Genomic DNA, 25,733 nt, shown 5'->3' on the forward strand with positions numbered 1-25,733 from the left:
AGTCTGTCTCAATACGGCCATTGCATTCCGTTCAAGATAGGAGTTCTAAGATGAACTCACTACAACTTTAACTTAAAACAGATTTGACTGTCTATAGTGTTCGCGTCTACCCCTAGAGAGAAGTCGATGGATTTGAGGAGAGATTTGAGATGACAACCACAATTTCACTGCAAGCCCAGCATTTCGATCGCCTCGATCTGTCACCGCTGACCGAAACGATCGAACCCTGGCTGCAAGCGGGAGAAGTTCCGCAGCACGAACAAGATCTGGCATTTGCGATCAATTTTCCGCGCGAAGCGGGCGATCCGCGTGAACTATCGGAAATTCCGGAAGTGCGCCTGTGGTTTCTTCGAGCGGATGCTCGCTATCCTTGGCTGCCCTGGCTGTTGAGTTGGGAAAACGGCGAACTGACGCGCTACGCCGCGATGCTCGTTCCGCATCAGTTCAACAAAACTGAAGGCATTCAGTACAACCCCGAAGCGCTAGAGCTATTTGTGATGAACAAGGTGTTTGTGCTGGCTGATTGGCTTCAGCAGCAGGGCGCGTTTAGTCCGACCAAGCTGCGATTTATGACGCAAACCTTGGGCTATGACCTGGACGAGGAGTTTTTTATACTATTGGGTTGAGCGTGATCGCTTCGCACACTCGATCGCCAAATAGCGAATCAGGATCGAAATCATATACCCGGATCAGGCACAACCTCGAACGGTTCACCCACAAATTAAAAATCTGGTTCATCGAGCAACGTTTCAACTAATAAATCCATTTGTTGCTGTTGGTGATTGAGGAAGGCTTCGCATTGGTGGAGGCGATCGATCGCTTTTGTAAACTGCTCAAAAACGTCTGCTAATTCAAGCTCGCCCATCTCCAAACGGCTGATGATTGCTTCTACTTCGGCAACCGTTTCTTCGTAGTTCCAATCGGGGCGATCGAGCTTCGGAGACGAACCATTTGAGGTAAATTCAGAACGAGTCATGGTGCTTTTTCAGAAGAGGAAACGGTGACTTTAATTTGACCTTCAAAGAGTTGAATCGTGAGTTCTTGACCGGGAATTAGACTGGCAGGCGATCGCGCCACCGTGCCATCAGTTTGACGCACGATCGCATAACCGCGTCTAAGAACTGAGGCCGGATCAAGGCTAATCAATTTTTGCCTCAGCAGTTGCGTGTGCTGTTGCGCCTGCTGCATTTGGCGAGTGGCTTCCTGAATGAGGCGATGCTGGAGCCACGCGATCGACTGTTGTTCCTGCCGAATTTGGCGATCGATTTGCAGCCGCCGCAAGCGTTCCCGCAACCGATGAAGCTGTTCTTGGATGCCGCTGATGTGCTGCGAGTAGATTTGCATCAGCAGATGGACGCGCTCTTTGTGGTCAGCGTAAACATCGCTGAGGAGCGGCACGACCAGTTCAGCGGCAGCAGTGGGCGTGTGGGCGCAAACATCCGCAGCGAGATCGGCCAGCGATTCGTCGCGCTGGTGGCCGATGCCGGAAACGACGGGGATCGCGCATTCGCAGATGGCGCGGACGACTCGTTCATCGTTGAAGCAGGCCATGTCTTCGATCGCTCCCCCACCGCGAGACAAAATCAGCACTTCCGCCCGTCCATCGCGCTGGACTCGTTCGATCGCCCGCACGAGTGAAACGGGAGCCTGATCCCCTTGCACTAAGGCGGGAGAAAATAGCACGTGCAAACCGGGATATCGACGCTTGAGAGTGCGCTGGATATCGCCCCAGGCGGCGGCTTGCGGGGAAGTGACGACGGCGATCGTCTGGGGATGTTCAGGTAAGGGTTGTTTGCGCTCCTCATCGAACAAACCTTCGGCCTCTAAGCGCTGGCGCAACTGCCGATAGCGCAAGGCTCGCAGTCCTTCTCCTGCGGGTAGCGCTTGCCAAACGATAAGCTGGTAGTTGCCCCGTTGCGGATGCAGATGAATTCGACCAAGAATGATGAGCTGTTCGCCCGATCGCGGTTCGGCCATCAGTCGCGGAATTTGGCTGCTCCAGACCACACAGCTAATTGCGGCCTGCGCGTCCGGGTCTTGCAGCGTGAAAAACAAGCCGCTGCGGTAGCGACTGGCGCTCGACACTTCACCTGTCACCCAAATTTGCTGAAGCTGGTCATCTTGCTCTAGCAAATCCTGGATGTAGGAAGTCAAGCCCCCGACCGAAAGGGCAGTATCGGGAAGCAGTAAATTGGGCAGGTCGAACGTCATGGCGGCTGACGTGGGAAAAATAGTTTGATGGGAGGCGAGAGTGCCCTCACCCTAAATCCCTCTCCCCATTGTGGGAGAGGGACTTTGAAGGCTCGATCCCCCTTCTCCCCCGGTGGGAGAAGGGGCTAGGGGATGAGGGGGAAAGATTGTCACTTTTTCTAGTACGTCTGTATGCAGAACCGCTCCAAAAAATTTACAATATAGTAAGGAGCAACTGTTTATAGAGTAACTAGACTTTTGATATTCGGGTTAAGCTGGATGGCCTTCACGCCCGATCGCGGCGACTCCAGCACAGTGCCCCCATCCGCTCGTCGCTTCCGCACTAAACTCAATCCTACTCACTCGTCTTGAGGCGTTAATGGCTAAAACCAGCACGGAAAAAAACAGCAGCACCAGCGATAATTCTGAAAAGTCCAAAGCGCTCAATCTGGTCTTGACGCAAATCGATCGCACCTTTGGCAAAGGCACGATTATGCGGCTCGGAGACGCCAGCCGCATGAAAGTCGAAACGATTCCGACCGGAGCCTTGACGCTGGATTTGGCACTGGGCGGCGGACTTCCCAAAGGACGCATCATCGAAATCTACGGCCCCGAAAGCTCCGGTAAAACCACGCTTGCCCTTCATGCCGTCGCCGAAGTGCAAAAGCAAGGCGGCATCGCAGCTTACGTCGATGCGGAACACGCGCTCGATCCGGTCTACTCTGCCGCACTTGGCGTCGATATTGACAACCTCCTGGTTTCGCAGCCGGATACCGGAGAGCAAGGACTAGAGATCGTTGATCAGTTGGTGCGATCGAACGCCGTCGATATCGTGGTTGTAGACTCGGTGGCCGCACTCGTTCCCCGCGCCGAAATCGAAGGCGAAATGGGCGATGCTCACGTGGGCTTGCAGGCACGTCTGATGAGCCAAGCCTTGCGGAAAATCACCGGAAACATCGGCAAAACTGGATGCAGCGTCATCTTCATCAACCAGCTTCGCATGAAGATCGGCGTCAGCTACGGCAACCCCGAAACCACAACGGGCGGCAACGCGCTCAAGTTCTACGCCTCCGTCCGCCTCGACATCCGCCGCATCCAAACCCTCAAGAAGGGCACAGAAGAATTTGGCACTCGCGCCAAGGTCAAAGTCGCCAAAAACAAAGTTGCCCCGCCGTTCCGCATCGCTGAATTCGACATCATCTTCGGCAAAGGCATCTCCACCTTGGGCTGTCTGATCGACCTTGCTGAGGAAACCAACGTCGTCACCCGCAAGGGCGCATGGTACAGCTACAACGGCGAAAACATCAGCCAAGGCCGCGACAACGCGATCAAGTACATGGAAGAAAACCCCGACTTCACTAAGGATGTCGAAAAACTCGTGCGCGAAAAACTAGCAATGGGCGCACAGGTTTCGGCAAACACAGTGGGCGCAGGGTCTGGTGATTCGGAAGACGAGGATGAAGAATACATCGAAGAAGAATAGAGTTTGAAGGGGGCGATCGATCCTCTCCAAAAACCATCTTTCAGGGGCGAACATCACGCCCCTTTTTTCATACCCAACTAAAATAGTTTCATTCAATTACTCACACTCATCATGTCCACACTCGAACAAATCGAAGCCGCCATTCTCCAACTTCCACCTGAAGAGTTTCAGAAGCTTCTAAATTGGTTTCTCGAATTAGATTATCAGCGCTGGAATGAACAGTTTGAGAAGGATGTTAATGATGGTCGGTTAGACAAGTTGGCAGAGGAGGCGATCGCAGATTTTGAGGCAGGTCACTATCAAACAATCTAATACAATGAGCAATAATTCTCATGTCATCGTACATATACATACGCTTTAAGCATTTAGGAAAAACCTTCGAGGTTTGGAATTTGTCGCGCAGCTTTCATGTTCTTGATAGAATCTCTAGAAGGGCAAAAATAGCTGAGATTTCTCAATTTGTTGTTCCTGTAGACAAAATACAAGATTCAATATCTCTAGAGAAGTTAAAGCTTCTTGAGCAGACAAAAGATTTCAAGCTTTATGATCAAGAATTGGAAGAAATACTCAATGAGATTGACCCTTGGCACAAAATTTTAGATGGAATACAAGCGATTCATGAACTTTCCAAAGAAATAGAAAGAAAGCGAAGAACTGGAGAAAGTTTTAATGGATTAATTTGGAGTGTAAATTTTGAGGGCATCGTGAAAGACCTGAAAGCTATTGAGGAAACACTGATTCAGGCAAAAGATTTGTGTGATTATTTTCGGATTGAGTTAAATAATTGAAAATATCTTAACCAAGTTACAATCTACTGAAGATGAGCAAATCCAATTGCCTCCATCCAACTTCTACTATCAAACCAAGACTTCTAAAATAGATTATGGTGCTAGCGATCGCCCCACCCTGACCCTTAAGAAAAACTCTCTCAAACAGTACAAAATATGGAATTTTACACGGTTGTTCTCAGGCAAAGCGCAGGTTATTGGGTTGCTTTGTGTTTAGAAAATGGGCTTGTGGGGCAAGGGGAAAATCAGGACGGGGCGATCGCCAAGCTCAAAGAAGCGATCGAGTCCTTTCAGGAAATCTATCAAGCTGAAGCTGATATTTACAGTGCTGCTGTGTCAATCAAAGAACTACATGAATTTTTAAGCGTGGAGGCAAAAGAGCCAACTTCGGAAGTTTACGAGCTTCGAGCAGTCTATGCCTAAAAATATTCCTTCTTTGAAGCCAAAGCAGCTTATCAAACTGCTAGAGCAAGGTGGCTGCAAATTCTATCGAGAAGGAAAAGGAGATCATCGTCTTTACACTCGCGTCGTTGAAGATAAAACGCGAGTCGTTCCGATCGACATGGGTGCTGGAGAAATGTCACCTGCTTATGTACTGCGAATCTTCAGGCAGTTCGGTTTCTCAGATGAAGAAGTCCAATCTCTCTTGAAGCAGTAGTTCAACGACATTCAAGACGGCGATCGCCTCACTCTAAAACTCGATCGCCCTCCTCAAAATCCGCTACGATCGAAACTAAGCATGAGCAATGATTATGGTGCTAGCAATCGCTAGCTGAATCAGGCGATATTTGGTTCGCACGAATTGCGCGATCGCCTAGACTCGAAAAGCCAAATGATAAACTCTAATTCTCTGCTTCAGGTGGATTTTTTAGAGTGAATTGCGATTGATGAACTTACCAACTTGGATAACCGTTTCCCGTTTATTAGGTGTGCCGCTATTGCTGGTATTGCTCAATCAGCCGAGTGAGCGCGATCGCTGGATCAGTTTAATTATTTTTCTGATTGCGGCGGGAACGGACTGGCTCGATGGTTATTTGGCACGGCGTTTGAATCAGGTGACGGACTTAGGAAAATTTCTCGATCCGCTGGTGGATAAGCTGCTCGTCTTGGCTCCGCTGTTGGCCTTGGTGGAACTGGGGCAGATTCCCGGTTGGGGCGTGTTTTTGGTGTTGGCGCGAGAGTTGACGATCGCAGGATGGCGCGTGAACCAAACGAAGATTTCGGGCGCAAATTTGTGGGGCAAGCTGAAAACCATCAGTCAGATTGTGGCGATCGCACTGCTGATTGCGCCGCCATCTGCCCAAAGCAGTTTGGCGATCGTTGCGTTTTGGCTTGCCGTCGGGATGACCTGGATTTCGGGCGTGATCTATTTGCTGCCGCAGGGTCAAGCGGAATCGGCAACCGAGCGATCGTAAGCTTCAGTGGAACGATCGGCGGGCAAGAATTTGGCGTAGTTCGCGTTCTGCTGTGCAAAGCTGCGAGAACTCTTCCGCGATCGCAGTCGGGCGATCGATTTGCTGCTGGGCGAAATAGTCGTCCATCATGGTGCGAAGATTTTGCAGCGAGTTACCGAGTTCGACGGTTTTCGTTTCGGCCTGCGCCAACAGCAGCACAACGGTTTGCATCTGATTGAGTGCATCGTCGATCGCCGCTCGGTATTGTCCCTCAAACTCCTCGATTATCATACTTGCCTAGTCCGTAGAATTTCTGAATAAACCCTACGTTACTGGGTTGCGAGGATTACATGCTCCGCCAATCTGCCGAGATTTTGTCGCCTTTGCAGGAAATTTTCTCAAAACATTGCAACTCATACTCATAACGAGTATGATTAAGGAAGAAGTGAATCCCTCAACCTGCGATGGCTAGAATTCAAGACATTCCTTTGAGCCAAATTCGGCGTCCGCTATTTCGCCAAAACGATCCCGAAAAGGTGAAAGCGCTGATGGCCTCGATCGCTGAAATTGGACAGCAAGAGCCGATCGATGTGCTGGAGGTCGATGGGCAATACTACGGATTTTCAGGCTGCCATCGGTTTGAAGCCTGCACCCGCCTTGGATTGGAAAAGATTCGGTGCAATGTTCGTCGCGCTCCAAAATCCGTGCTAAAGATGCACATAGCTTAAGGAGATTTTTATGCAAGCTCAAGACCAAATGATGATTGATATCGGCATTTCCGAAAGCGATCGCGAATCGATCGTGCAGGGATTGTCGCACCTGCTGGCCGATACCTACACGCTCTATCTAAAAACGCACAACTTCCACTGGAACGTCACAGGTCCGATGTTCCAAACGCTGCACACAATGTTCATGCAGCAATACACCGAACTGTCGGTTGCCGTTGACGACATCGCGGAACGAATTCGATCGCTCGGCTTCCCCGCGCCGGGAAGCTACACGGACTATGCAAAGCTGGCTTCGATCGAAGAAACCTTGGGCGTTCCCACCGCAGATGAAATGATTCGTCTGCTCGTCGCTGGCAATGAAGCAGTCGTTCGCACGGCTCGCGCGGCCTTTCCCGCTGCGGAACGAGCCGGAGATGAATCGACGGCGGATTTGTTGACTGAGCGGATGCGCCTGCACGAGAAAACGGCGTGGATGCTGCGGAGTTTGCTTCAGTAGTTTCCGCTGCTGAGATAATAAACTCATCCGCTTTGTGAGATTCGGATGAGTGAAGCTGTGGATTACACCCATCGATTGCGATCGCACATGCAGTCGGTGGGTGTTTTGAGTTTTCGGGCGTTGAGTCGGCAATCGGGCGTGTCGGAACGGCAGATCGATCGCTTGCGGCGAGGTGAGGCCGATCGAATGCAAGTGCAGTCGCTTCACAAGATCGGTCAGGTACTGAATTTGTCGATCGCGCAGCTAATCGAGCAGTTTTCGTCGCTGTCGATCGAGTCGGCTGTGCCCGTCGAATCGAACCTTCAGCAGGAATATCAGCGGCTTCAAGTCCAGCTTGTTGAACAGCGCGAAACGCTCAAGCAGGAATTTCAGCGATCGACCTTGCAATCGATCGAGTCGTGGCTGTTGCAGTTTCCCACTGCCGCTTATGCGGCTCAGCAAAATCCGCAGTTGCCCGCCGTGCGCTTGCTGCCGCTGATGCGTCCGATCGAGCAGCTTTTGCAAGATTGGGGCGTCGAAGCGATCGCCGCTGTGGGCGAGGAAGTGCCGTTTGATCCGCAACTGCATCAACTGATGGACGGTAGCGCGAATTTGGGCGATCGCGTCCGCATTCGCTATGCGGGATATCGACAGGGCGATCGACTGCTGCATCGGGCGAAAGTGAGTCCGGTCTAGAACTGCCGCGACCAATCTTGAAACCAGCGTTCCACAATCACCTTGGACTGCGTGAAAAATTCGATCGCATCGCGGCCTTGTCCATGTAGATCGCCAAAGAAGCTGTCTTTCCAGCCGGAAAACGGAAAGAAGGCCATCGGCGCGGCCACGCCAATGTTGATGCCGATGTTTCCCGCTTCCGCTTCGTAGCGAAACTTGCGGGCGGCGGCTCCGCTGGAGGTGAACAGACAGGCCATGTTGCCCCACTGTCCGCTGTTGACCAGCGCGATCGCGTCGTCGATCGTTTCGACATGCAGCATTCCAAGCACGGGACCAAAAATTTCGGTTTTGGCAATCTGGCTGTCCGGTCGGACGTTTCGCAGCACCGTCGGACGCACAAAGCTTCCCTGCTCATAGCCTGCAATTTCCGGACGGCGACCATCTACGACGATCGACGCACCCTCGTCCAATCCCTCCTGAATCAAGCTCTCGATGCGATCGCGACTTTGCTGATTGATCACTGGCCCCATCTGCACGCCTTCATCCAGCCCGAAACCGACTTTGCGCGAACTGGCGGCCTCAGCGATCGCTTCGGTAAACGGCTTTTGCGCTGACCCGACCGTGACGGCAAGCGAGGCAGCGAGGCAGCGCTGTCCGGCACAGCCAAAAGCGCTATCGATCGTGATTCGCGTCGTCATATCCAAATCGGCATCTGGCAAAATGATGATCGGATTTTTCGCACCGCCCTGACACTGGACGCGCTTGCCGTTTGCCGCTGCTCGACTGTAAACATACTGAGCAACGGGACTCGACCCGACAAAGCTGATCGCTCGAATGATTGGATGGTCGAGAATCGCGTCTACAGCTTCCTTTGCGCCATTCACAAGGTTAACAACGCCATCGGGCAGTCCGGTTTTTTCAATCAGGCGCATGACTTTTTGCATCGTCAGCGGCACTTTTTCGGACGGCTTGAGGATATAGGTGTTGCCACAGGCGATCGCATACGGCAAAAACCAAAACGGAATCATGCCCGGAAAGTTGAACGGCGCGATCGCCGCCGCCACGCCGATCGGCTGGCGAATCAAAATTTCGTCAATGCCTCTGGCGATGTCCTCGGAGTTGTAGCCCTGCATCAAAATCGGCGTTCCGCAGGCAACTTCAACATTTTCGATCGCCCGCTGCATTTCGGCTCTGGCTTCGCCAAACGTTTTGCCGCACTCCAGCGTGATCGTCCGCGCCAAATCGTCTAAATTTTCTTCCAGCAATGTTTTGAGGCGAAAAAGATACTGGACGCGATCGCCTGCCGGAGTGCGTCGCCAACTCGGAAAGGCCGCTGCCGCAGCTTGAGCGGCGCGATCGATGTCGCTGGCGGACGACAACGGGACAGAAGCTAGCACCTCACTGGTTGCCGGATTCACCACATCCAGCAAATCCGCCTGCGGCGTTTCCCACTTGCCATTAATATAATTTTGTAGAATCTCAGTCATAAAAATCGCCAGATGCAACGTCTGCCCATTATCTCGCATTGCTTTTGCATCTCGCTATCACCAAGCAGATTCGACCATAATTAATAATTGCTGAACGTAGAATTTTTTAGGTTGCAAATTTTGTAAAAATTATTGCTAAATCGCTGAAGTTTGTAGCAACGTTCTGTCGATCGATTAATGCCTTGCGATAGAAATTATGAAGAAAGCGAGAAATTACGGAGTTGCCCTGTGGAGCGATCGCTATAATCGAGGCGGCGGTGAGCACGATCCAGTTCTCGCGTCAATGCCCGAATACGCTGTCTTTTATTGATTTACTTCGCGCTGGAGGTCATCGCAATGACAGACTTAAACCGGGGAATCATGAAGTTTCGAGGTGCAGACAGTGGCGCTGCCATTGTGCTGTCAGCCTGCTTCATTCTAGGAGGAATTGCCTTCTTGATTGTGTGGGCGCTGCAAACAGCATATCCACTTGCCTAAGATTCCAATTTGAAGTGTTTTTAGGAGGTAGTTGAATGACTACCTCTTTTTTATTGAGAATTTTTGATTGATGAATCGTTTCGATCGAACTGCAATCAAGAATTAATCGAAAGCTGCAATTCTGCCTGATTGTCCTAATCGATCTCACGGATTGATCGTTGTCTTGCCAGCTTGCGATCGCACAGGATCGCAAATCGCTTTTAATTTGTATCTTTTTTTACAGCCACGATCAATTACAGCTTGAAAGATGCCGCGATTGACTCGACGCAACGGCGCACTGAACCGGATCTGCTGGTGTTGTACTTCTTTGGCCTGCGGGTAGCATAAATGCAAGCTTGCTTCCCAGTGATCGACCGCATATGTGAAGAAGCAGTAAACATCACTGTCAGCCTTTGAAATTTTGCTGGAGCGATCGCTATGATTCACGAAGCGAACTGCCTTGCTTGTATGCCATGTGTATCAGTATGCCATGTGCATAAGCCCCACCCATGTCGCTAGCTTGCATCAGCTTACCCGCAGGCGTGAACTTGTGTCGGTGCTGATGGCAAGCTTTGCGGGTAGTGTTCCGCCATGTCGTTCATTTGCAGCACTGGAAGAATCTTGAGTGAATATCATTCCAACTGAAATTCCTGATGTTTTAATCATCGAACCTCGCGTCTTTGGAGACGATCGCGGCTTTTTCTTCGAGAGCTATAATCATCGCAGTTTTGTCGAGAAAACCGGAGTGGAGCTTGCCTTTGTGCAAGACAATCACTCGCGCTCCGGGCAAAACGTGCTGCGTGGACTCCACTACCAAATTCAGCAGCCGCAGGGAAAACTTGTGCGAGCCGTTGCTGGCAGCATTTTCGATGTGGCGATTGACCTACGCAAAAGCTCCCCCACTTTTGGGCAGTGGATTAGCTGCGTCCTGTCTGCCGAAAATAAGCGGCAGCTTTGGGTTCCTCCCGGTTTTGCACACGGCTTTTTGGTTCTCTCTGAATCGGCAGAAGTACTCTACAAAGCAACAGACTACTATGCACCACAGCATGAGCGCAGTTTGCTGTGGAACGATCGCGACTTGGCGATCGCATGGCCGCTGGAAGCGGAGCCGATTTTGTCAGGAAAAGACCAAGCCGCTTTGCCGTTTGCTGAGTGCGAGGTGTTCGCATGAAACGCATTTTGCTCACAGGTGCTCAAGGACAGGTCGGCCAGGAACTGCTGCCCGTCTTGTCACCGCTGGCCGAAGTCGTTGCAGTCGATCGCACACAGCTTGACTTGACGCAGCCCGACGCGATTCGGCAAATGGTTCTGGAAACGCAGCCCGCCCTGATCGTGAATGCTGCGGCCTATACTGCGGTGGACAAAGCCGAAAGCGATCGCGAAACCGCAACTGCCGTGAATGGAATTGCGCCGACTGTTCTTGCTGAAACAGCGCAAACGCTCGGCGCAACCTTCATTCACATTTCAACCGACTATGTGTTCGACGGTTCGCAAAATTTGGCCTACACCGAGTCAGACCCAACTCGTCCACTCGGTGTCTACGGCGAAACAAAACTCCAAGGCGAAATCGGCATTCGCCAAGCTTGCGATCGCCACATTATTCTCAGAACCGCCTGGGTCTACGGCACGCAGGGCAAAGGTAATTTTGTCAAAACGATGCTGCGCTTGGGAGCCGATCGCGAAGAACTGCGCGTTGTTGCCGACCAAATTGGCACACCCACCTGGGCAAAAGACATCGCGCTGGCGATCGCCAAGCTGTCTGCCGCGCACTTACAGTCGGCAATGCAGCCTGCTCTGGTGGGAGGCGGATCTGCTGCTGACAACGCGATCGACACGCTGCCGATCGGCACGTTCCACTTTACCAATAGCGGCGTCGCAAGCTGGTACGACTTTGCGGTTGCCATTTTTGAAGAAGCGAAACGGCTCGATTGGCCGCTGAAAATCGATCGCGTCGTGCCCATTACAGCGGCGGAATATCCTACGCCTGCTCAGCGTCCGGCTTTTTCTGTTCTCGATCGCCGCAAATGGTCAGCTTGGGCAGGAGCGCATCCTCCTCACTGGCGGCAAAGCCTCCGCGCCATGCTGAGCGAACTGTCTGAGCACTCCTAACGCCTTACGATGATTGCGCTGCTGAACTGGGCATACTTCTAGTAGCGGTGCTCGATCGGACTTTTCCCTAAACCAGTCACCCCCGAACAACAGTCATGAAAGCGATCGTCCTCTCCGGCGGCAAAGGCACTCGCCTCCGTCCTATTACTCACACTGGCGCAAAACAGCTTGTTCCCGTCGCCAATAAGCCCATCCTCTGGTACGGCATTGAAGCGATCGCGCAAGCAGGCATCACTGACATTGGCATTATCATCAGTCCGGAAACCGGAGAAGAAGTCAAAGCCAAAACTGGAAACGGCGATCGCTTTGGCGTCAACATCACCTACATCTTGCAGGAACAGCCCGCCGGACTCGCACACGCCGTCAAAGTCGCACAGCCATTTCTGGGTGATTCGCCGTTCGTGATGTACCTAGGCGATAACCTGGTGCAGAGCGAACTGGGTTTATTTCTAGAGCAGTTTCAGGCGAAAGGGTTGGACGCCATGACGCTGCTGTGTTCGGTTCCAAATCCGAGCGCGTTTGGCGTTGCGACCGTTGATGAAAGTGGCCGCGTGCTGAAACTGGTGGAAAAACCGAAAGTTCCACCTTCTGATCTTGCTTTGGTCGGGATCTACTTTTTCTCAAATCGGATTCACCAGTCGATCGCGTCCATTCAACCGTCGGCGCGGGGCGAACTCGAAATCACCGATGCAATTCAGCACCTAATCGATCAGCAAAAGCTGGTTGAGGCTAGCCAAATTCACGGCTGGTGGTTGGACACCGGAAAGAAAGACGATCTGCTCGAAGCGAACTGTATTATTCTAGATACCTGTTTGGTGGCAGAAAATCTCGGTGAAGTAGACGACCGCAGTCGCATTTCCGGGCGCGTGCAAATCGGAGCCGGATCGCGCGTGATCAACTGCACGATTCGCGGGCCAGTCACGATTGGTCGCGACTGCCATCTGGAAAACTGCTTCATCGGGCCGTATAGCAGCATTGCCGACCAAGCCGTGCTCGTCGATGCTGATTTGGAACATAGCGTGCTGCTTCAAGGAGCAAAAGTTGTCGGGATTCATCAGCGAATTGTGGACAGCGTGATTGGACAGCGGGCACACTTATCGATGGCGCCTCAACGCCCAAAAGCGCTGCGACTCATGATTGGCGATGACTGCCAAATCGAACTGACGTAAATCAGGCTGCGCGACTGCTGAACCGTTTTGCATTACCATCGCGATGCGATCGCTGCCTTCAAGGTGACTGAAATACATGCATTGGACTGTTGCTGCTCCGTTTATTCACTCACTGGAACTATCCAGTTCCGCTTGGCTTACTCCATACGTACCAGGCAATCGCCACTCGTTTACGATCGTGCCGCACAGCATTCCGCTGCAAAATTGGCACGATCGCCGCTCTGCGACTACCAGCTTTCACGAATGGGTACGCTATGGGCAACAGGCAATTGATGCATTGCAACAAGCTCAAGGCGGTGGCGTGATTGTTGTATTTCCGCAACTTGCAGCCACAGTCGGCATTCTTCAGCAACTCGCACCGCGACCATTTCCCGTTGTAGCGTGGCTGTTCAATATCGGCACATGCTATGGCGGCTGGCGGCGGCAAATTGCTCAGCTTAGCCTCCGCCGAATCGATCGCTTCGTTGTTCACACCAAGCGCGAACGCGAAATCTACAGTGAGTGGCTGCAACTGCCGATCGAACGATTTGAATTCGTACCCTATCAGGTTTCAGAAATTCCGATTACACACTCGGAAAATACCGAGCAGCCATTTCTTGTTGCCCTTGGTTCAGCCCATCGTGATTTTGCAACACTCTTTGCTGCAGTCGATCGGCTGAAGCTGCCGACCGTTGTTGCGTCTGGGACGCGAGCGCTAGAAGGATTCACGATTCCCACCTCGGTACAAACGCCGTTTGGCATCTCCAAGCAAGACTGTTTGCAACTGGCGCAAGAAGCTCGCATTAACATCGTGCCGCTGCTGCCCAACGCTGCCGCCACTGCTGCTGGACAGGTCACGATCGTCGAGGCGATGCGAATGAAACGCGCCTTGATTGTGACGCGCTGCAACGGGGCAGAAGACTATGTGCAAGACGGCAAAACCGGGCTGCTGGTAGAACCCAATTCGATCGAGTCCTTGGTTGAAGCGATTCAACTGCTGTGGAATGATGCGGATCTGCGGCAACGACTGGGTGAAGCCGCTGGCGAATATGCCGCCGCTCACTTTTCAGACGAAGCCGCCGGACAATCGCTCGGTCGCATCCTCGATAAAGTCGCAGACCAAGCTAGCTATTGCTAAGCTGCGTTTCGATTTGCCTGCTCAACTTCATCTCTAAGTTTCAAAACATGGTAATTTCCAATTCAAACCTGCGTCCTGCCCGCTGCCTGCTTGTCACTGGAGGAGCTGGCTTCATCGGCTCAAATTTCGTCCACTACTGGCATCAGCACTATCCGAGCGATCGCGTGATTGTCCTCGATGCGCTCACCTATGCCGGAAACCGCGAAAACCTTGTTGGACTCGATGCCGCGCAGGTGCAACTGGTCGAAGGCGACATTTGCGATCGCGCCCTTGTCGATTCGCTCCTGACAAGCAAGCAGATTGACACGATCGTGCATTTTGCGGCTGAATCGCATGTCGATCGATCGATCCTCGCGCCAGATGCGTTTGTCCGCACCAATGTCGTTGGCACATTCACGCTGCTCGAAGCGTTTCGACAGCACTGGCTGATGCACGAAAAGCCGAATCACTTTCGCTTTCACCATGTTTCAACCGATGAAGTGTATGGCAGCTTAAACCCCGACGATCCCGGTTTTAGTGAAACCACGCCCTACGCGCCCAACAGCCCCTATTCAGCCTCGAAAGCCGGAAGCGATCATCTCGTTCGCGCCTACCACCACACCTACGGGCTGCCAACCTTGATGACCAACTGTTCCAACAACTACGGGCCATATCACTTTCCTGAAAAGCTGATCCCGCTGATGTGCATCAATATTCTCATGGGCAAGCCGCTTCCCGTTTATGGCGACGGGCAAAACGTGCGCGACTGGCTGTATGTGAAAGACCACTGTAGCGCGATCGATACGGTCATCCACCGCGCCACACCAGGATCAACCTACAATGTCGGCGGCAGCAACGAAGTCAAAAACATCGATCTGGTCACAACCCTGTGCCGCTTAATGGATGAACTTGCGCCCAGTCTGCCCGTGCGTCCGGCTGAAAAGCTAATCACGTTTGTCAAAGACCGACCGGGACACGATCGCCGCTATGCGATCGACGCCACCAAAATCAAAACGGAACTCGGCTGGACTCCGGCTCAAACGCTCGAAGGCGGCTTGCGTGAAACAATCGAGTGGTATCTCAGTCATCAAGCTTGGTGGCAACCGTTGCTGTCGGCGGAATATCAAGAGTACTATCGCCGTGTGTATGCCTAGGGCGCGTTTTCAAAGCTCTAGCAGGAGCGGAAGGTGTGCGATCGCGAAGCGCTGTCCGCAGGAATCGATCCCCCTGTCCCCTTGAAAACCCGGACTTTGAGCGGTTCGGCTCCCTCCTTGCTAAGGAGGGTTGGGGAGGATCAATCGGCGTGAAATCACGCCCTAGGAGGTAGTAGAACGAGGTTGAGGGCTGAAGCACGCCAGATTCTCAGTCTGCACCGCAGGGTTCGATCGATTGCAAGGGCAGCCTGCAAGTTTGGAACTTGTTTTAAAAACTTAACTTCCGGAACTGCTCGGCTCAAGCAAAATTTGGATGAAACCGCTTCTGGCAAAAGTGAATTGAACTATGATCGTTCTTTCCTTCCTCAATCGAATTCGGCGGTTAAAAGTTGCCGTGTTTGGCAGCATTTTTCTGGCAGGCTTGTCGATCGCGCTGGCCTGTTCGCCGCTGCGATCGAATCTGCCACTGCCAACTGCAACCGCCGCAAATTCGCCGTCGGGTTCGCCAGTCGGGTTGGGAACCAACATCACCAGTATTGTTGACTATTCAACTCAGCTTCCGTTTCTCGATGCGTTCAAGTCAGCTAGACGCTGGATTCCCCAGTGCGTCAATGGTGATCCGGGCTGTGACAATGGCTGGGATACTCAGGAGTTCGATCGCATCGATCTCGATGAACACAACTGGGTTCGATCGCTGCCTGCTGCCGATGACGAGCCGATGTTCACGAGAGTCGGAACGCTGCTGTTTCGCGAAATTGAAGGGCACTATCCGGGCGGGCAGTATGTGGTGCTCTACGATGGGGAAGGCGCGATCGAATATCGGTTCGACGCCCAAAAAGACGAAGCGCGATCGAGACCCGGACGCGACATCATCAATGTCACACCGTCCAATGAAGGCATCTACTTGATCATTACGGCAACTGATCCCAACCGAACAGGCAACTACATTCGCAACCTTCACGTTGTCCCGATCGAAGCTGAAACAATCTTTGCCAGCGAAATATTCAATCCTGTCTTTCTTGAACGCATCGATCGATTTCAAGCGATCCGCTTCATGGACTGGATGTCCACCAACAACTCGACCCAACAAGAATGGCGCGATCGACCCAAGGTCGAGGATGCAACTTACGCCATGAAGGGCGCTCCGGTCGAAATCATGATCGCACTGGCAAACCGCATTCACGCTGATCCCTGGTTCACCCTGCCAATCCAGGCCACCGATGAATACATGCGCGAGTTTGCACAGATTGTCAAAGACCAGCTTGACCCAGATTTGCGCGTCTATGTCGAACTATCGAATGAAGTGTGGAACTGGCAGTTCTCCCAAGCACACTACGCGCTGGAGCAGGGTAAAGCCCGCTGGGGCGAGCATGGCGACGCTTACATGCAGTGGTACGGAATGCGATCGGCACAAATGGCCGAATTGTGGAAGCAGGTCTTTGGCGATCAGCGCGATCGCCTCCGGTCAATCATCGGAACGCAAACGGTTTGGCGGGGATTGGAAGAAGCCGCGCTCGACTGCCCTTTGTGGGTCGCAGAAGGTCATGCACCCTGCCATGAGAGCGTTGATCTGTATGCGATCGCCGGATATTTCAGCGGCAACCTGACGCAAGCGGAAAATCAAGCCGCTGCCGAAGCCTTGCTCAATGAGCCGGATGGCGGTTTCGAGAAGGCGTTCATGCAACTGGAGCAAGGCGGCATCATTCCCGCACATAGCTACAACGATTCGCTGGCGGGTGTTTTTGACCTATTCGCCTATCATCTCGATGTTGCAAAGCAGCGCAACCTAGAGCTTGTGGTGTATGAAGGCGGTCAGCATTTGGTCAGTGCCGACAATGAAAAGCTCACGAATTTCTTCATTGCACTCAATGGCGATCGACGCATGGGCGAACTGTACAGTCAGCTTTTGCAGGGCTGGAAAGCCAGCGGCGGCACGCTATTTATGAACTTTAGCGATTTTGGCCGCAGGTCACGTTGGGGAAGCTGGGGTGTGCTGGAACATGTCGAGCAGGCGCATTCCCCTCGATATGATGCGTTGATGCAATTTTTAGACGAGATTTCTTAGGCGCGGTTGCAGGAGAAGGAAATGAGCCAGGTTGGAATCGTTTTAATTGGGCGCAATGAAGGCGATCGCTTGATTCGCAGCCTTGATGCAGTCGTCGGGTCGAGTCGTCCGGTGGTCTATGTGGATTCAGGATCAACGGACGGCAGTTGTCAAGCGGCGCTCGATCGCGCTGTCGATGTGGTGACTCTCGATTTGTCGATTCCCTTTACCGCTGCTCGCGCTCGCAATGCCGGATTCGATCGCTTGCAGCAGCAGCATCCCGATCTAGACTACGTGCAGTTCATCGACGGTGATTGCGAAGTGACAGCAGGCTGGCTCGATGCCGCAGCGGAAGCACTAGACGAGCATCCAAACGTCGTTGCGGTTTGCGGCTGGCGACGAGAGCGCTATCCCGATCGCAGCGTCTACAACCGGATTTGCGATGTTGAGTGGCGATTGGGATCAGCCGGACTGGTGGAAAGCTTTGGGGGAGACGTGATGATTCGCGCTGATGCCTTCTCGAAAGTCGAAGGCTACAACAGCAGCATGATCGCGGGAGAAGACCCGGAACTGAGCGTGCGGCTGCGGCGGATTGGTGACATTTTGCGGCTCGATCGCACCAGCACAGTTCACGATGCGGATATGCATCACCTGTCGCAGTGGTGGAACCGGATACAGCGCGGCGGCTTTGCCTATGCCTTGGTCGCCTCGATGTATGCGAACCAGCCAGAGCGCAAGTTTGTCAGTGAAGCCCGTCGAATCTGGATTTGGGGCATTTTGGCTCCGGTTAGCGCGATCGCTCTTGCTCCCATCACGCACGGTATTTCGCTGGCAGCTTTCTTGCGCTATCCGCTGGCGTCCCTCAAAACATTTCGCCGTACCACCCAACAAGGATTCTCGATCGCCGAATGCGTCGCCTGGAGTTTGTCCTGCGGCGTTTCGGTTTTTCCAGAAGCGATCGGCGCTTTGCGATTTTACCTGCTGCAACTGCGCGGCCAGCAGGCTGAACTGATTGAGTACAAATCTTAAAGTACCAGCAGACCGAGGCAAGAGGCGACTGTAGCAAACGCCGCTCGACCAATCCAGTTCCAGCGATCGGTCGGACGCGATCGCAACCAGGGCTGTGTCAGATAGTAGGTGATGCCTGCGATCGCAATTCCTAACAGACCAAGCAGGGAAACTGGGATAGAAGTGCGTTCGATCGCCAGCAGCGGCACAAACAGCAGCAGCCAGCTTTTACCGATGTAAAGGATGACGCGCCCGATCTGAGCAGGCAGCCAGTAAGCAGTTGGCGGCAGTCCAGCAATCCCAATAATCGCGAGGCTTGCCGCAAAGCCGATCGTGTAGGGATACAACAGGTTTGATCGCTCCCAAATGCCAAACAGAAACAGCCACAGCGCTCCCGCCGCGACGACGCTCATGACCGCGTAGATGTTGTGAACGCGCACCCAGCCGCAGGTTTCATCAGCCGGAAGCCAAGGCATTGATTGGCGATCGCGCTCCTCCAACTTTGGATCAACTCGTCGCATCAGCAGCGGATAGCACAAGAAAACCGTCAAAGGCGACAAAAGCCACTGCCAACCGCCGATCGACCAGCTTAGATAGCCGAATAAAGTCGCTCCCATCAGGGCACTATCGTTGAGCGTCGTGCGTCTGCGCCAGGTCAGCGTGAAGATGACGAGGGCGATCGTGATCACCAGTCGCGTCAGCAGGGCAGGCACGTCCATTTCGAGATGCGTCCGCAGCAGCAAGTAGCCACCGAGCGGAATGAAAAAGTTGTCGAGTCCCCGCCATGCGATCGCCTCCAGCAGCATGACGAGCAGACCGAGAATCACTGAGATCAGCAAGGTTTCCGCCCGCCCGACTTCACTCAATAGCAGCAAGGGGACGTGAACGCTAAAAAACGCCAGCGTGAAAAAGGCGATCGATCCTTCGGCGCTCTTTTGGCCTTCTAGCGTTTCGTAGCGGACTGTGCCGTAACGCACTCCGATTAAAGCAGCTAGCGCATCCGCTAGGGTGAGCATCAAAATTGGGATGCAGTAGAGTAGCGGCTCTTGATGGGCGAGGCAGAAGAGGAGGGCGATCGCCGCCGGAAAGTAAACTTCACCGAGCGATCGGCGTTCGACTCCACCCAAAACGCTGCCGAACTCGTTGCGGAGTGGGGCATAGAGGCGGATGGCGAGGAGGGTGGCGATGGCGATCGCGGTCAGCAAAACGACCGGAAGCGGATCGTCAAACAGCCAGGGAAAACTCAGCGTCACTAAGCCCATCGGGATGTGCAGCAGCTTCCGCACGATTTCGGGATGCGGTGAAAATCGCCGCTGAATTTGCTTGAGGCCGACAATCAATCCGCCCAGAATCGCGAGAATGAGCAGCATTCCCTCAGCCGCACTAACCATTAGACGATCTCCTCAACGACGAATCGGCTGTAGAAGAACGCTTTGTCTTGTGCGTAGAGGGATTCAGCTAAATCGGTGAGCGGATGGAGGCAATCGCTCATCTGATCAGGACGAGTCCGAGGCGCAAGCATATTCCAGTAGACCAAGCGACCGTTCGATCGACCCGAATCGACCAATCGATCGAGAAGCTGATAGTAATTCGGCAAAGACAAATACTCGAAAATGTCGCTGAGATTGTAGGAATCGATCGCATTTTTGCCAACGCGATCGAGCGCATCTTCAATCGAACCGCAGTGCCATTCGAGGCGATCGAGATTCGATCGGATTGCATCAAAATTTTCAGGCCGCAAAGCATAAGGCAAAGCAGTCAGGTGGCGACCTGTGAGAATCCATTGCAGATAGGGATTTTCGGCGGGATCAAGTTCCGTCAAGGCGTAGCGGGTGCGATCGAGCAGGCGATCGGCCACATTGCCTTCGACGTAGCGGAAAAAGCTGGGATCGCGTCCGGCTCGTCCCATGACGAAGCGGGAGAAAAAGATGCGAAACAGCGATCGCCAGCGCCAAGTGTTCCAGGTGCGATCGTAGAATTCTTGTCGTTCGATTCCGCCTTGTAGAAGCTGGGTGACTTGCGATCGACTGTGAACGAGGGGCAAAATTCGCTGACGAAACAGAGCAAAGTAGCGCTCGAATTTGCCGACTGAACCAATGCCGCGATCGATCCAGTCGGGATGTGAATCCCAAAAATAACGGACATCCGGCGAAAGTTGGCTGCGGCATTTCTGATAGAAATCAGCGCGATTTCCAGGTTGCGAACCAATTAAAGTCAGCAGTTCTGAATGTTCGAGTTCGCGATAGGCGGCGACGCGCAGTTCAAGGCAGGCTAGCTGAGCGGGACTGAGATCGACGGCGATGACGCGATCGGGATTTTTGCTGAGCAGGGCAAGCGTATTGTCTCCGGCAGAGGCGATCGACACACAAACATGACCGCGCTGCACGTTCATCGCTTCCAGCAAAATATCGGCATCTTCCCAACATTGGGCATAGCGAATTTTTGAAAAATCGGCGCGGGTTGCAACTTCGGTTGTGAGGGTTGCGGTCATGCTTCACCTCCGGTTAGGGCAACGGGGCGCTCAGGCTCAACTTCGCTCAGGCGGTGAACTTGGCCTGTGCTGCCGTCCATTTCAACAAGGTCGCCGTCTTGGAGCCAGTCGAGTAGGCCGGGGAGGGAAACGATCACGGGCAGGTTGAGTTCGCGGGCGACGATCGCGGCATGGGACAAAACGCCGCCGCGCTCGACGAGGACGCCTGCCGCACCGGGGAAGAGAAGAATCCACCCGGGATCAGTTTGTTTGGCGACGAGGATCGATCCGGGGCGGAGGACGGCGGTTTTGGGGTCGGTGATGATTTGGACGGGGGCACGAACGATGCCGGGACAACATCCGATGCCTTGAGGGGTGTCGGGTGTCGGGGGTCGGGTGTCGGCGGTAGACCGGAAGGTTTGGGCGTGGTGGGTGATGCCGTGTGTTTCCAATCGATCGCCCGGAGCCGCCATTTTTGCATACTTGGCAAATTCGGCTTGGCGGATGGCAATTAACCCTTTGAGGTCGGTGGTTGTCGTTGTGCCGTCAACGTATCCCAAAAGTTCGGGAATTTCGAGGTAGAAGACATCTTCGGGTGAATGGATGGCATCGATCGCCCACAAACGCCGACCCAATTCCACGACAATGCGGCGGACGCGACCAAACAGGCGGGTGCGTTCAAATCGGAGGTTTTCGCGATCGCGCACTCGCGCTCTGGCCTGATGCAAAACGCGATCGAACACCCAACGACGAATCGGATTTCTAATCAGTTGGGCAACTTTAGCTTCGGCCTGTTGACGTGGGGAAGTGGTTGGTGCGGATGCGGCGATCGGCTGACGGGCAAGCTGTCCGATCGATCGCAACAGCATGATCGGATTGTCGTGCAGCGTCGGACTTTCAAGCTTGAGTTCTTCGAGGCAGCGATCGCCAAATCGATCGAGATAGTCTTGATATTGCGTTTGGAATTGGAGTTGATTTTTCAGTTCGGCTGTGATTTCTGGAAGTGAACCGGAGCAGAGGAGTTCTGCAAAGTCGGGAGATTGAGCGGCGATCGCAGCCAGTTCGCGAATTCGGCGGGCGGGTTCGGCGCTGATCATGCCGCCTTCGCCGCCGATTAGGTCGTTTTGCAAAGTGCCGGAATCGCTGCACCATTTGACGCAGAGCGATCGCAGCAGGCCGTAGAAAATCATCGCGAAGAAATCGTTGACGATCGGCGCATCCCAGCGGGTCAAGAGTTGCCGTTCCAAGTCGTAGTAGTGGGCGGCGAGTTCGTCAGGCCGCAAGGTAGAAAGATCGATTTCGGTTAGGGCGGAATCGAGGCGTTGATAGAAGCGGCGAATCTGCTTGGGCAAGGTTGCGAAGTTGACGAGCAGGCCGCGCAGGGTGTTGGCGAAGCTGAGGCTGTCTTGGAGGCGATCGCGCCAGTTGGCCTTTTCCAAAGTGGCGATCACATCGGGCGGCAGAGGTTCACGAACGCCCATCATCTGCTCCATGAAGCGCTGATTCATCTTGAATCCGGGCAGGAGGGCGAGGAGGCGATACCAATTAATCAGGTTGTAGTAGATGCGTCCGCGAATCAGGCCGAGCAGACAGCGGAAGGTCGTGTCTTGGGCGGCGATCGCGCCTTCTGACACGCCCATCATCCGGCAAAACTGGCGATACACTTCGGCATAAGCGTGACGGACGAAGGAGAAAGTGAGCGGAGTCGTGATGCCGCCGTAGCTTTCCGAGATGTTGCTGTTGTCCCACAGGATGCGAGTTCCGTCGGGGTCGGGCAGTTGCGCCAGCGTGGTGATTGGGCGGGCTTGCAAGAGGTAGAGTTTGCCTTGCGCGATCGCCCATTCGATATCTTGCGGACAATTCGATCGCCGCTCTACTTCCCGCGCAAGAGAGACAATTTGCAGAATTTGAGCATCCGTGAGGGCGGGCTGTTCGGCCAAAGCGGGATCGATCGCTTCCACCATCACACCGTTTAGGCTCGATCGATGCGCGATTTCCTTGCAGGCAATTTGGCGAGATGTGATGTTGCCTGCTCGATCGACTTCGTAAGTATCCGCATCCACTTCACCCCCAACTAAGGCACTCCCCAAACCGTAGACGGCAGAGACGATCGACACGCCACGCTGACCTGTGACCGGATGAGCGCTGAAGGCAACTCCGGCAACTTCGGCATCGACCATCTTTTGAATCAGGACGGCGGGCGCGGTGGCGGGCGGCAAATTGTGTTCTTGGCGATAGGCAACGATTCGATCGCTAAATGCCGATCGCCACACGTCGAGAATTCGATCGGCTACTTGGTCGATCGGGACAAACAGAAAGCTTTCGAGTTGGCCTGCGAAGGAGCGATCGCCGTCTTCGTCAAGGGCAGACGATCGAACGGCGACTCGTTCTCCGTTGGGGCAGAGTTTCGCGAGGGCGGCGGAGAGTTCGGATTGGATGGTGGGATGGAGGAAACAGCCGTCCCCCTCATCCCCTAACCCCTTCTCCCACCGGGGGAGAAGGGGAACCGAACCTCCGGAGTTCAAAGTCCCTCTCCCCTCAGTGGGAGAGGGATTTAGGGTGAGGGTGGCTGTTTGCATGTCAAACGCAGCAGGCGATAAGGCGATCCATTCGGGAATCGGAAAGCCTTTTAGCTTTGCCAGTGCGCCCGCTTTGCCGCCAAGCTGCTCGATCGATCCACTTCCATCCACAACAAATTTCATTGCTTTTCTCTCAGTAAAAAATCAGCGGCAGCACACCCAAACTTAAATTCACCAGCAGCGTCCAGATTCCCGCCATCAGTTCGATCGCCTGTGCCGATTTCAAAGTTGGACGCATCCAGAAACGTCCTGCTAAGACGATCGAAATTCCTAAGAGAGCCAGCACGATCGCGATTGCAATCCAGTAGCGAATCTGGACGGCTGCACCAATCGCCGCAATTCCGGCAATCCAGAGTGAACCGAGCCAAGCGGCGATCGCATTCGTCTGTCCCCAAAGTGCGGTGTAGGTTTCGACTCCGGGTTCTTCCGCTTCGGGAGCGCGGATTTTGCGACCCAGTTCGATCGCCAGTCCGTTTCCGTAGCTGACGGCCAGAAACCAGAGCAGCGCGATCGGGAAGTTACTCGATCGCAGCCAGTCGCAGCTTGAGGCATACAGCGCGAGCAGCGGCATGATCAGCATGTGGGACAGGAGGTAGGCGATCGGATGACTTTTTAGCCAGTCAGGAACGAAAAATTCGTGCCGCATCAAGGTCGTGTAGAGCCAAATGATCGCCAGCAGCAGAACGGATTTCCAGCCGAGAGCGATCGACAGACCCAGTTGAATCGGGGCACAGCCCCAGCCGATCGCCCGCAGTTCGCTCAGCGTCACCAAGCCTCGCGGGACGGGACGATATGGCCGATAGCGAAAGTCGTCCTCGAAATCTTTGAACTCGTCGGCAATTCGCAGTTGTAGGAAGGCGAGGAAGAGGACGATGAAGGCAACTAGGGCGGCTCCCGGATCGATCGAACTGCCCGTTAACTGGTGCGAATAGCCGATCGCCCCAGCGCTAAAAATCGCGATCAGCAAACCGTGCTTGAAGATGGGAAAGCGCTCTTTTTGATAGATCCACCAGCAATTCATGACGATCCTCCTTTGCCTCGTGCCAATCGCTGATGAGCGCGGGCAAATTCATCGCTGCACATCGCCCCGATAATCGACAGTTCGCCGGAGAGCAGTAAGGCCGCGCAAACTTCCGCAAAGGCTTTCGCGTGTCCGGTTCCTGCAAGGCCGAGAATTTCGAGACAGGCTTGCTGGCTGGGGAGTCCCGTTCCGCCGCCCACCGTTCCGACGATCAAATTGGGAAGTGTCACAGCGGCATAGAGCGCTCCGGATTCGGTCACTTCAAAGCGCGTTACGCCGATCGCCGACTCCGCGACGCAAGCCGCATCTTGACCGCAGGCGATGAACAGGGCGGCCAGTCCATTGGCGTAATGTCCCTGAACGCCGATCGTGCCAGCCAGTGTGCCGCCGATCGCAGACATCCGCCAGTAGTTGACCATTTCTGCGGGAGTCGATCGCAACCGTTTTTTCACCAGTTCCGCAGGCAGCGTCACTTCTGCCGTCACCTTTTTGCCGCGAACGGAAAGGAACGATTGGGCACTCGCTTTTTTGTCGCCGGACAGATTCGCCTCGACAAAAGCGTACTGCGGGGCGATCGGCGATTGGGCGCGGATGTAGTCGCAGACGGCTTGGGTGGCGATCGTCACCATGTTTTGGCCTGCCGCATCTCCGGTTGTGAACTGAAAATCGAGATAAACGTGGTTGCCTTCGACCGTGATTCGCATATCGGTGAGCTTGCCGTGTCTGGTGGTGGATTCGGCAATTTGCTTGAAGGCGGCTTGCTGGGCGATCGCCCACAGCATAAACTTTCCGACTTCCTCCAAATTGCGAAAGGCAAACCCCGGAGCGCGACTGACGCCTTCATTCAGCAGCATTGCCGTACAGCCGCCCACTTCGCTAATGAGCTGTGCGCCTCGACTGTAGGACGCCACCAATGCCGCCTCAGTCGTCGCCAAGGGCACATAGTAATCGCCCTGAGCAAACAACCCGTTCACGCGCAAGGGGCCAGCAATCCCGATCGGCAATTTCACCGTGCCAATAAAGTTCTCGATATTGCGCTCATACCGCTGCATCTGGACTTCAGTTTGAGCATCCAGGAGATTCGATCGCACTGCATCCGTTGCATCGAGAATCTGCCAGCGTCGATCGATCGCCTCAGCCGAAATCCTCGCACCACCCTTGATTTTGGCGGCGGGTGCGATCGATTTGGGGGCAAGATCTTGGGTCAGGGCAGCGATCGAGTCCGTTCCGGCAGCGCTGCGCGATCGAGCTTGGAGCAGTTGCGTCAGGTAGTCGCTGGCTTGCCGATAGTGTGTTGCCATAGGAGTGCATCTATCCGCTGACTGAGGTGAATGCGGGATATGCCTACTCTATGGATTCGCAGTGCTATTTGTGCGGATGGCTGTACCAGTCTGTGCTGCGGAACAT

At 53.9% G+C, this 25,733-nt stretch carries 28 protein-coding genes; 18 read left to right on the top strand and 10 right to left on the bottom strand.

The window, feature by feature from the left end; genetic code table 11:
* Nucleotides 1–149: 149 nt before the first annotated feature.
* Nucleotides 150–626 (top strand): CRR6 family NdhI maturation factor, encoded by a 477-nt coding sequence (locus H6F67_RS06360; protein WP_190764453.1) that lies wholly within the window; start codon nucleotides 150–152, stop codon nucleotides 624–626.
* A 95-nt stretch (nucleotides 627–721) separates the two neighbouring features.
* Here H6F67_RS06360 and xseB read toward each other — a convergent pair whose 3' ends face one another.
* Together xseB and xseA are read right to left on the bottom strand one after the other, a co-directional pair.
* Nucleotides 722–976, bottom strand: a complete 255-nt coding sequence (gene xseB / locus H6F67_RS06365; RefSeq protein WP_190764455.1) for an exodeoxyribonuclease VII small subunit — start codon at nucleotides 974–976, stop codon at nucleotides 722–724.
* Complete coding sequence (xseA, locus tag H6F67_RS06370) at nucleotides 973–2,211, bottom strand: exodeoxyribonuclease VII large subunit (protein ID WP_190764457.1); 1,239 nt, start codon at nucleotides 2,209–2,211, stop codon at nucleotides 973–975. Before xseA ends, xseB begins: the two co-directional genes overlap by 4 nt.
* 358 nt (nucleotides 2,212–2,569) lie before the next feature.
* Here xseA and recA point away from each other — a divergent pair, with 358 nt between their 5' ends.
* From recA to pgsA, 6 genes are all read left to right on the top strand, one after another.
* Nucleotides 2,570–3,673, top strand: coding sequence for a recombinase RecA (gene recA, locus H6F67_RS06375; protein WP_190764459.1), 1,104 nt, complete (start codon nucleotides 2,570–2,572; stop codon nucleotides 3,671–3,673).
* 111 nt (nucleotides 3,674–3,784) lie between these two features.
* A complete protein-coding gene (locus H6F67_RS06380; RefSeq protein ID WP_190764461.1) occupies nucleotides 3,785–3,985 on the top strand; it encodes a hypothetical protein in 201 nt (66 codons plus the stop codon).
* Nucleotides 3,986–4,065: 80 nt separating this feature from the next.
* Nucleotides 4,066–4,461, top strand: a complete 396-nt coding sequence (locus H6F67_RS06385; protein WP_190764463.1) for a hypothetical protein — start codon at nucleotides 4,066–4,068, stop codon at nucleotides 4,459–4,461.
* A 156-nt stretch (nucleotides 4,462–4,617) separates the two neighbouring features.
* Nucleotides 4,618–4,884 carry a type II toxin-antitoxin system HicB family antitoxin gene (locus H6F67_RS06390; RefSeq protein WP_190764465.1) on the top strand — a complete coding sequence of 89 codons (267 nt, stop codon included), beginning with the start codon at nucleotides 4,618–4,620 and terminating at the stop codon, nucleotides 4,882–4,884.
* Nucleotides 4,877–5,119, top strand: coding sequence for a type II toxin-antitoxin system HicA family toxin (locus H6F67_RS06395; RefSeq protein WP_190764467.1), 243 nt, complete (start codon nucleotides 4,877–4,879; stop codon nucleotides 5,117–5,119). Before H6F67_RS06390 ends, H6F67_RS06395 begins: the two co-directional genes overlap by 8 nt.
* Nucleotides 5,120–5,348: 229 nt before the next feature.
* Nucleotides 5,349–5,876, top strand: a complete 528-nt coding sequence (gene pgsA / locus H6F67_RS06400) for a CDP-diacylglycerol--glycerol-3-phosphate 3-phosphatidyltransferase (protein ID WP_190764469.1) — start codon at nucleotides 5,349–5,351, stop codon at nucleotides 5,874–5,876.
* A 3-nt stretch (nucleotides 5,877–5,879) separates the two neighbouring features.
* Here pgsA and H6F67_RS06405 read toward each other — a convergent pair whose 3' ends face one another.
* A complete protein-coding gene (locus H6F67_RS06405; protein WP_190764471.1) occupies nucleotides 5,880–6,146 on the bottom strand; it encodes a hypothetical protein in 267 nt (88 codons plus the stop codon).
* 173 nt (nucleotides 6,147–6,319) lie between these two features.
* Between H6F67_RS06405 and H6F67_RS06410 the strand changes: the two genes are divergently transcribed.
* The 3 genes from H6F67_RS06410 to H6F67_RS06420 are packed head-to-tail and all read left to right on the top strand — an operon-like array spanning nucleotide 6,320 to nucleotide 7,754.
* Nucleotides 6,320–6,583: a ParB N-terminal domain-containing protein gene (locus H6F67_RS06410; RefSeq protein ID WP_190764473.1), complete on the top strand. Its 264-nt coding sequence runs from the start codon at nucleotides 6,320–6,322 to the stop codon at nucleotides 6,581–6,583.
* Between the two features lie 28 nt (nucleotides 6,584–6,611).
* A complete protein-coding gene (locus H6F67_RS06415; RefSeq protein ID WP_190764882.1) occupies nucleotides 6,612–7,079 on the top strand; it encodes a DNA starvation/stationary phase protection protein in 468 nt (155 codons plus the stop codon).
* Nucleotides 7,080–7,136: 57 nt separating this feature from the next.
* Nucleotides 7,137–7,754 carry a helix-turn-helix domain-containing protein gene (locus H6F67_RS06420; protein ID WP_313926769.1) on the top strand — a complete coding sequence of 206 codons (618 nt, stop codon included), beginning with the start codon at nucleotides 7,137–7,139 and terminating at the stop codon, nucleotides 7,752–7,754.
* Here the strand turns inward: H6F67_RS06420 and H6F67_RS06425 are convergent.
* Complete coding sequence (locus H6F67_RS06425; RefSeq protein WP_190764477.1) at nucleotides 7,751–9,220, bottom strand: CoA-acylating methylmalonate-semialdehyde dehydrogenase; 1,470 nt, start codon at nucleotides 9,218–9,220, stop codon at nucleotides 7,751–7,753. The two genes, H6F67_RS06420 and H6F67_RS06425, sit on opposite strands and share 4 nt — an antisense overlap.
* A gap of 336 nt (nucleotides 9,221–9,556) precedes the next feature.
* Between H6F67_RS06425 and H6F67_RS06430 the strand changes: the two genes are divergently transcribed.
* Nucleotides 9,557–9,697: a hypothetical protein gene (locus tag H6F67_RS06430; RefSeq protein ID WP_190764479.1), complete on the top strand. Its 141-nt coding sequence runs from the start codon at nucleotides 9,557–9,559 to the stop codon at nucleotides 9,695–9,697.
* 144 nt (nucleotides 9,698–9,841) lie between these two features.
* Here H6F67_RS06430 and H6F67_RS06435 read toward each other — a convergent pair whose 3' ends face one another.
* Nucleotides 9,842–10,123, bottom strand: coding sequence for a hypothetical protein (locus H6F67_RS06435; protein ID WP_190764480.1), 282 nt, complete (start codon nucleotides 10,121–10,123; stop codon nucleotides 9,842–9,844).
* Nucleotides 10,124–10,301: 178 nt separating this feature from the next.
* Between H6F67_RS06435 and rfbC the strand changes: the two genes are divergently transcribed.
* The 7 genes from rfbC (at nucleotide 10,302) to H6F67_RS06470 (ending at nucleotide 18,277) form a co-directional block, all read left to right on the top strand.
* Entirely contained in the window at nucleotides 10,302–10,847 is a 546-nt protein-coding gene (gene rfbC, locus H6F67_RS06440; protein WP_190764482.1) for a dTDP-4-dehydrorhamnose 3,5-epimerase, read from the top strand.
* Nucleotides 10,844–11,785, top strand: a complete 942-nt coding sequence (gene rfbD / locus H6F67_RS06445) for a dTDP-4-dehydrorhamnose reductase (RefSeq protein ID WP_190764484.1) — start codon at nucleotides 10,844–10,846, stop codon at nucleotides 11,783–11,785. The genes rfbC and rfbD overlap by 4 nt, the downstream gene beginning before the upstream one ends.
* 95 nt (nucleotides 11,786–11,880) lie before the next feature.
* On the top strand, nucleotides 11,881–12,954 hold the full coding sequence (locus H6F67_RS06450; RefSeq protein WP_190764486.1) for a glucose-1-phosphate thymidylyltransferase: 1,074 nt from the start codon (nucleotides 11,881–11,883) through the stop codon (nucleotides 12,952–12,954).
* A 76-nt stretch (nucleotides 12,955–13,030) separates the two neighbouring features.
* Entirely contained in the window at nucleotides 13,031–14,071 is a 1,041-nt protein-coding gene (locus tag H6F67_RS06455) for a glycosyltransferase (protein WP_190764488.1), read from the top strand.
* Nucleotides 14,072–14,118: 47 nt separating this feature from the next.
* Nucleotides 14,119–15,204 (top strand): dTDP-glucose 4,6-dehydratase, encoded by a 1,086-nt coding sequence (gene rfbB, locus H6F67_RS06460; protein WP_190764490.1) that lies wholly within the window; start codon nucleotides 14,119–14,121, stop codon nucleotides 15,202–15,204.
* A 346-nt stretch (nucleotides 15,205–15,550) separates the two neighbouring features.
* Nucleotides 15,551–17,269 (top strand): cellulose-binding protein, encoded by a 1,719-nt coding sequence (locus H6F67_RS06465; protein ID WP_242020528.1) that lies wholly within the window; start codon nucleotides 15,551–15,553, stop codon nucleotides 17,267–17,269.
* 21 nt (nucleotides 17,270–17,290) lie between these two features.
* A complete protein-coding gene (locus H6F67_RS06470) occupies nucleotides 17,291–18,277 on the top strand; it encodes a glycosyltransferase family 2 protein (RefSeq protein ID WP_190764492.1) in 987 nt (328 codons plus the stop codon).
* Here H6F67_RS06470 and H6F67_RS06475 read toward each other — a convergent pair.
* From H6F67_RS06475 to H6F67_RS06495, 5 genes are read right to left on the bottom strand one after another with little or no spacing between them, the layout of a single operon-like run.
* Entirely contained in the window at nucleotides 18,274–19,647 is a 1,374-nt protein-coding gene (locus H6F67_RS06475) for a diacylglycerol/polyprenol kinase family protein (RefSeq protein WP_190764494.1), read from the bottom strand. The genes H6F67_RS06470 and H6F67_RS06475 overlap by 4 nt on opposite strands.
* Nucleotides 19,647–20,747: a DUF3419 family protein gene (locus tag H6F67_RS06480; RefSeq protein ID WP_190764495.1), complete on the bottom strand. Its 1,101-nt coding sequence runs from the start codon at nucleotides 20,745–20,747 to the stop codon at nucleotides 19,647–19,649. Before H6F67_RS06480 ends, H6F67_RS06475 begins: the two co-directional genes overlap by 1 nt.
* On the bottom strand, nucleotides 20,744–23,428 hold the full coding sequence (locus H6F67_RS06485) for a PEP/pyruvate-binding domain-containing protein (RefSeq protein WP_190764497.1): 2,685 nt from the start codon (nucleotides 23,426–23,428) through the stop codon (nucleotides 20,744–20,746). Before H6F67_RS06485 ends, H6F67_RS06480 begins: the two co-directional genes overlap by 4 nt.
* Before the next feature lie 10 nt (nucleotides 23,429–23,438).
* Complete coding sequence (locus tag H6F67_RS06490) at nucleotides 23,439–24,326, bottom strand: UbiA family prenyltransferase (RefSeq protein WP_190764499.1); 888 nt, start codon at nucleotides 24,324–24,326, stop codon at nucleotides 23,439–23,441.
* On the bottom strand, nucleotides 24,323–25,627 hold the full coding sequence (locus tag H6F67_RS06495; RefSeq protein ID WP_190764501.1) for a hydroxymethylglutaryl-CoA reductase: 1,305 nt from the start codon (nucleotides 25,625–25,627) through the stop codon (nucleotides 24,323–24,325). Before H6F67_RS06495 ends, H6F67_RS06490 begins: the two co-directional genes overlap by 4 nt.
* Between the last annotated feature and the right edge of the window lie 106 nt (nucleotides 25,628–25,733).

Source organism: Microcoleus sp. FACHB-1515 (assembly GCF_014696105.1).
GTDB lineage: Bacteria > Cyanobacteriota > Cyanobacteriia > Elainellales > Elainellaceae > JAAUTJ01.